This window comes from Rhizobacter sp. P2_D12 (genome assembly GCF_056404395.1).
On the sequence record NZ_JBFUEB010000198.1, the window covers coordinates 1 to 6,061 of the forward strand.

5 protein-coding genes are annotated in these 6,061 nt (G+C 71.2%); all 5 read left to right on the top strand.

Annotation, left to right across the window (positions count from 1 at the left end; genetic code table 11):
• Positions 1-375: hypothetical protein (locus tag AC1DYN_RS31310; protein WP_477966500.1), on the top strand; the 375-nt coding region annotated here is incomplete at its 5' end.
• Positions 372-1,742, top strand: coding sequence for a S8 family peptidase (locus tag AC1DYN_RS31315; RefSeq protein WP_477966502.1), 1,371 nt, complete (start codon positions 372-374; stop codon positions 1,740-1,742). The genes AC1DYN_RS31310 and AC1DYN_RS31315, both read left to right, overlap by 4 nt.
• 3 nt (positions 1,743-1,745) lie before the next feature.
• Positions 1,746-3,761, top strand: coding sequence for a hypothetical protein (locus AC1DYN_RS31320; protein ID WP_477966504.1), 2,016 nt, complete (start codon positions 1,746-1,748; stop codon positions 3,759-3,761).
• 16 nt (positions 3,762-3,777) lie between these two features.
• The gene (locus AC1DYN_RS31325; RefSeq protein ID WP_477966506.1) at positions 3,778-4,878 is read left to right on the top strand and encodes a hypothetical protein; all 1,101 of its coding nucleotides are present in this window, start codon (positions 3,778-3,780) and stop codon (positions 4,876-4,878) included.
• A 25-nt stretch (positions 4,879-4,903) separates the two neighbouring features.
• Positions 4,904-6,061 (top strand): hypothetical protein (locus tag AC1DYN_RS31330; RefSeq protein WP_477966508.1); only part of this gene is annotated, 1,158 nt, incomplete at its 3' end.

Sequence of the window (6,061 nt, forward strand, 5' to 3'; positions counted from 1 at the left end):
GCCCCGGTGTTCGTGCCGCCGCCGCGGCGGCCGCTGCGCCAGCTCGATGCCGAGTCGTTCGAGGCCGACGCGCCGGCCTCGGTCCTCGAAGTCGATCCGCGCAGCCGCGTGCTCGCGCTGTCCGGCAGCAACCTGATGCACGAGGCCTATCCGCCCGAGGTGCGCCTGAACGGCGAGGCACTCGAGATCGAGGAGCTCGACGACGATCGCCTGGTCGTGCGGCTGCCGCAGGATTTCGAACCGGGCGCGCTCGAGGTGCGGCTCGGCGACCGCGACCCGCAATGCTACGCGCTCGTGCATCCGTTCAGCGCCGAGGATGCGATCGCCGATGCGATGGGCCACGACCCCTGGGCACCGGACGGAGGCACGCGATGAAGCGCGAAGGCTTCCTGACGCTGACGCTGCGCTCGGGCGTCGCCGCTGCGGTGGTTCCCGCCCACCTCGACTGCCTGTCGGGCGCCGGCCGGCCGACCTCGCACCTCGACGGCGGCCGCATCGACGCGCTGGTGTCGCGCTGGGGCGAGGGCGCGCGCTTCCGCCGCGTCTACCATGCGCGCCGCTCGCTGGGCCGCCCCGGCGAGCACCACGTGGGCTTCGCCGACGACGAGGAAGCGCTGGGCCTGTCGCGCAGCTACCAGCTGGAGCTGGGCCTGCCCGAGGCGACCGCGAACCTGCGCGAGGCGCTGCGCGACCTCGGCACGGTCGAGCACTGCGACGAGCAGATGCTGGCCTGCGCACCGTTCGACGCGCCCGCCGCRCCGCGCCGCCGCATCACGCGCGACGAGGCGCTGGCCGCGCAGCGCCGCATCCGCGCGCCCGAGGCGCTGGCGCGCGAACCGGGCGACCCGCTGGTCACCGTGGCCGTCGTCGACACCGGCGTCGTCGTCGGCCATCCCGAGCTGCAGCGCCGCTGCATGGCCGGCTACGACACCGTCGACCTCGGCCTCGGCCGGCTCAACGACAGCACGCGGCTGGTCGGCGATTCGCGCGGCTGGGACTACAACCCGTACGACGAGGTCGGCCACGGCTGCCTCGTCGCCGGCATCATCGGCGCGCGCGGCTTCCGCCTGCCGCCGGGCCTGGCGGGCCTGGCGATGCTGCTGCCGATACGCGTGCTGGCCGCGGCGCGGCGGGACGCGGCCGGCGCGCGGCTGGTCGGCGTCGGCGCGCTGCCCGACATCGACGCCGGCATCAAGGTCGCCGTCGACCTCGGTGCCACCGTCCTCAACATGAGCCTGGGCTCGCCGCGCGACGAGAGCGACCGCCACGCGGCCGCGCCGCACCAGGCCGTCGCGCGCTACGCGATCGCGCAGGGCTGCGTGCTCGTCGCCGCGGCCGGCAACAGCGGCCAGCGCCAGCAGTTCTATCCGGCCGCGCTGCCCGAGGTGATCGCGGTCGGATCGGTCGACGACCGTGGCCAGCGCTCGCGCTTCTCGACCTGGGGGCCGCAGATCGCACTGTGCGCGCCGGGCGAGGGCGTCGTCGGCGTCGGCCGCCACGGCTACCAGACCAGTTCCGGGACGTCGTTCTCATCGCCGTACGTGGCCGGCGCGGCCGCGTTGCTGATGGCGCGCGCCCGGCGCCGCGGCCAGCCGCTCGACGCAGCCGGCGTGCGCCGGCTGCTGTGCGCGAGCGCGCAGCGCCTGCCCGGCCCGCCCGAAGAGGTCGGTGCCGGCCTGCTCGATTGCTGCGCGGCGCTCGAAGCGCTCGACGCATTGCACGCAACCCCCGCGAGGAGGTGATCCATGGTGACCAAGAAACCCAACCCGCCCGATCCGTGGATCGACCTGCTGAGCCTGGTCCTCGACGGACAGGCCAAGGCGGCCGAACTGCAGCGCGCCAAGCGGCTGCTGCAGCAGGCACTCGAGACGGCCGACGAGCGCGCGCCCGAGCAGCTGCTGCTCGCGCTCGGCCCGGGCCTGGCCCGGCGCACCAGCGGGCCGGCACCGCCGCCGACGGCCGAGTACGTCGCGATGCTCGCGCACCTGCTGCGCCGCGCGCTGCCGCTGCCGCCGCTCAACGCGACCGCGGCGCAGTTGAAGCCGCTCGAGAAAGCGCTCGCGCAGCGCAGCGTCCAGAACCTCCGGCCGCTCCTCGGGCCGGCCTTGCGCCTCGTCATCGGCAAGCCACGCGATGAGGACATTCATTTGCTCAACGAGTGGCTGGTCCAGTTCATCAAGGAGACTTCCATGGCCGACAACACCTTCTTCATCGACGTCAGTTCCGTGCCGATCCTGCAGAGCGACAGCGTCAGGACCGCCTACGTCGCCCGCGTCATCAGCGAGCTCAAGAACCGCTTCGGCGTGCCGGCCGACAAGGCCGACGTGACCAAGGTGCCCTCGGCCGCGGCCGTGCTGGGCATGACGGTGCTCGACGGCGAGGTCGACCCGGAATCGAGCGGCCTGACCGACGCACTGCGCCGCGCCTGGCTGGAGTCGATCGGCGACATCCCGAGCCAGCGGCCCGCCGACAACGGCAAGGTCGCGCTGTCGATCGTCTACCAGTTCATCGCCGACACGATCCCCAAGCTCAACGGCGGCATCAAGACGCTGGCGGTGCAGGAATTCGCCTTCGTCGCGCGCGACGTGATCGCCGGCGCACCGTCGATTCCGTTCGGCCATCCGAACTTCGAATCGGCGATCCGCATCGCGCTCGACCGCTACGTCGAGACGCGCTCGACCGGCGACTCGCTGAGCCTGCCCCCGGGCAGCCTGCCCGGTGGCACGCAGAACGCCGGCGGCGATGCCGACCTGAACTCGGACAACATCCGCGTGTCGGGCCTGACCTACTCGCTGGCCCTGCTCGAGAAGACGCTGGTGCTGAAGGTCGCCGACCGCATCGGCGAGCTGTTCATGAACGGCCTGCTGCCGTTCGGCCATGACGCGGCCGGCAAGGCGATCGACGACTACTACTGGGACACCGAGGACCGGCTGACCGAGTCGCAGCGCCGCTCGCAGTACAGCCGCATGCTCGGCATGCCCGGCGGCGAGGTGTCGAAGGAAGTCTCGCCGAACAAGGACTTCGAGCAGCTGTTCCTGCGCTTCATCGCGGGCATCTCCGAGTTCACGCGCCAGCGCGAGGTCGACCGCATGTTCACGACCCAGACCTCGCAGCTGTCGATGACCGGCGAGCAGGTGCGCAAATCGGCCTTCGAGCTGGCCAAGAACGCGTCGCTGTACGCCTGGGGCGGCAGCTTCTTCGTCGCGACGCGCATCAACAAGCACCTGGACCGCTCGATCGGCATCCTGAACCAGCCTCAGGTGCTGAAGACCTATGCCGCGTCGAACCACTGGCAGGTCGTCGAGCGGGTCGCGCAGCAGGACTTCGGCGGCGCGCCGAACTGGGTCAAGTACAGCACGATGGCGCAGGCGTCGAGCAAGCTGTTCGACTTCCTGGCCAAGTACACGGCCGCGCTGTCGAGCACCGGGTCTGCCAGGCCGTTCCTGTTCGACCCCAACTTCGTCACCGGCGAATTCGACGACTCGGGACGCCCGATCATCGGCGGCGGCGACGTCAGCGACATCGACACCCGCGCGCTGCTGACCAACGTGCAGTCGTGGCTGGCCGTCAACGGCGTGCGCGACGAGCAGGTCAAGCAGTACGCGCAGCCGGTCGAGATGACCACCGCGCCGAGCTTGCCGGGCCTGCCCACGGGCGGCGACGCCTCGGGCCTGGACGTCGTCAACAAGCTCAAGCAGCTGACCGCCAACGGCACGCCGAGCCCCGACCAGCTGCAACAGCTGCTGGCCCAGTTGCATTGAGCGCACGGAGGTCATCATGAAAGGCAGAGACACCCTGGCCCTGCGCGCGCGCCGGCTGCTCGCGCAGTCGGCCCGGCGGCTCGGCACGGCCGATCCCCTCGAGGACGTCGGCTCCGCGCTCGACGAGCAGCTCGACGTGCCCTATGGCGAGCCGACCGACGACACGCCGCTGTCGACCCAGTACTCCGAGCAGACGCCGGAGCAGCTGAATTTCGTCATGCGCGCGACCGGCCGCGGCGTGACCGGCGCCGACCGCATCGAGAGCTCGAGCCACGCGATGGGCCGCGTGGTCGACCGCCATTTCGGCCGCGCCGCGCGGCGCTGGCTCGACAACCAGCTCGAGCCGATCCGCGGGCAGGAGATCAGCCGCAGCGCGTCCTGGGGCGCCGCCTTCGGCAGCGCGTTCGACCGCAACGGCCTGGCCGAGTCGTACGTCCACTGCGAATGGGGCCCGAGCCTGGTCGATGCGCTGCCGGCGCCGCTGCACCGCATCGTGCGCGTGGCCATCGATTCGATGCCGGGCCTGCGGCCGGTCATCATGTCGGTGCGCTGCGGCCGCGCGGCCGGCGCGCAGCAGCTGTCGTTCGAGTCCGAGCGTCCGCTCGCGCTCGCCGCGCTGCAGCCGCTGATGGACCAGCTCGGGCTCGGCCACCGCCATGCGGGGCTGATGAGCGCCGTCGCGTTCATCCTCGGCGCGCGCTTCGTGCTGCCGGCCGAGGCCGCGATGCTGACCCTGCGGCCGCTGCGCCAGGGCGTCGAGATGCGCCTGGACGTCAGCCTGGACGCGATCCCGGACCTGCCCTCGCAGCTGATGGCGCTGACGCGCCTGCAGATGACCGAGCGGCCGCGCAGCGTGCAGGGCATGGACCGCTGGCTGATGGCGCTGACGCCGGACGGCTACCCCGGCCCCGGCACCGTGTCGGTGCTGTCGGTGTGGGTGCGGCCCGACCTGCCGGCACGGGTCGCGCTGTACCTGCGCCCGGCGTCGCTCGACCCGCGCCTGGAGGGCATGCGGCAACCGGCGCAACCGCAGCCGGTGCAACGCCCAGCGGCCGTGCCTGCGCGCCAGCCGGAGGTCGCCGGCCAGGCGCTCTGGTCGTCGTCGGCCTGGGCCTGAGGCCCTCAACGGACGGAGACTCGCCATGAACCCAGCCGCCCCGAACGACCGCCTGCTCGGCGACATCCGCTCGCGCGTGCGGCAGGCCCTGACGCAGAGCAGCGCGTTCAACGCGCTGGCGCCCGACAAGCGCACCGAGATCGCCCACAACACGGTGCGCGCCTTCCACTACATCCTGGGCGGCGCCGACGGCCGGTCGCGGCCCGGCGCGGTCGAGCTCGGCGGCAACGTCGGCGGCTACGCGCCGATCGCCGAGGCGCAGGCCGGTGCGGCGAAGGCGACGGCGCCGCAGCGCATCCAGCTCGCCGGCAACCGCCCGCCGCCGATCGGCGAGGCGGCGCGCCGCGGCGGCGACGCGATGGCGAACCTGGTCCAGGAGGTCGACTTCCCGGCCTTCGTGGGCGGCCTGGTCGACGGCGTCTTCAACTCCATCGTCACCAGCTCGATCAAGCAGATGGAGGCCTATGCCGAGCTGGTCAAGAACGTCAGCAAGTCGGTCGACCAGTACATGAAGGACAACGTCAGCGAGAACAACGCGCGCGACTACCTGGTGCAGAAGTATCCCGAGCACCTGGAGATGGACCTGTCGCAGGAGACGGCGAAGCTCAAGCCGCGCGAAGGCGCCGACGAATCGAGCATGCCGGACTTCTTCGCCGACCTGGGCCTGAAGTCGCCGGTCATGAGCCTCGACCAGGACACAGCCGAGGAACAGCTGATGCCGGCGGCGCGCCAGCGCATCGCGATGGACCGCCAGCAGATGCTCGCGACGATGGTGATGATGGGCGTCAACCGGCTGGTCGTCACCAACGGCACGATCGAGGCCTCGTGCCTGTTCAAGCTCGACACGCGCGACACGCGCATCCGCGACCGCACGAGCACGAGCGGCGGCACCTGGGGCAGCAGCACGCACGACGAATCGGGCGGCAAGGGCGACTACCACTACGAGGGCGAGCGCAAGGAGAACGACTGGATCAAGAGCGGCAAGTACTCGGGCAACCAGAGTTGGTACAACGGCCACACGCGTGACAGCAATGCCTCGTTCAGCGTGTCGACCGTCGACATCAACAAGAACGAAGAAGAGATCAAGCTGCACGCCGAGCTCGCGGGCAAGGTCAAGCTCAACTTCAAGAGCGACTACTTCCCGATGGAGAAGATGATCGACGCGCTGCAGATCAACCAGATC

Excerpts from the sequence above, each read along its gene's own strand:
- AC1DYN_RS31325 (WP_477966506.1), top strand. The coding sequence starts at position 3,778 with ATGAAAGGCAGAGACACCCTGGCCCTGCGCGCGCGCCGGCTGCTCGCG.
- AC1DYN_RS31320 (WP_477966504.1), top strand. The coding sequence starts at position 1,746 with ATGGTGACCAAGAAACCCAACCCGCCCGATCCGTGGATCGACCTGCTG.